Annotated in this window: 1 protein-coding gene; it reads left to right on the top strand. The window is 67.6% G+C overall.

The window, feature by feature from the left end:
• Window positions 1-123 precede the first annotated feature (123 nt).
• Window positions 124-559: alpha/beta hydrolase family protein (locus FUT88_RS25170; protein ID WP_410003900.1), on the top strand; the 436-nt coding region annotated here is incomplete at its 3' end.

Below are 559 nucleotides of genomic sequence, written 5' to 3'. Positions count from 1 at the left end.
CCCGCCGACACGCGCAGCGTGCTGGGCCTGGGGCTGTCGGCCAGCCTGAACGCGCCCATTGGCGACATGAACTTCGGCGTGTTCCGCATGTAAGCGGACCGCCCATCGAACAGGACATTTGCAGTGAACAGCATCACCGCGCGAACGTGGCGCAGCGCCTGGGCAGCCGTTGGCTGCGCGCTGCTGCTTGCGGCCGCGCATGCGAGCGAAACGGCGCCGCCGGGCATCAGCGAAACCATCGTGGAAGTGCCCAAGTCTGCGGGCATCTTCACGCTCAAGCTGGAGACGACCGTCTACAAGCCGGCCGGTGACGGCCCTTTCCCGCTCATCGTGCTCAACCACGGCAAGGCGCGCGGCAAGGCGGCATTCCAGGCACGTGCCCGTTACAGTGAGCAGGCGGCGGCGCTGGTCGCGCGCGGCTACGTGGTGGCCATCCCGATGCGGCAGGGGTTTTCCAAATCCGGCGGCGCGTATATCGGCAGCGGGTGCAACGTGGAGGCCAACGGCATCGTCCAGGCCGAAGACGTGGTGGCCACGCTCGACTACATGACCGCGCAGC

This window comes from Ralstonia sp. TCR112 (genome assembly GCF_007997035.1).
GTDB classification, from domain to species: Bacteria; Pseudomonadota; Gammaproteobacteria; order Burkholderiales; family Burkholderiaceae; genus Ralstonia; species Ralstonia edaphi.
The sequence above is the reverse complement of the archived record's forward strand: the minus strand, read 5'-3'. Positions and strand labels throughout refer to the sequence as shown.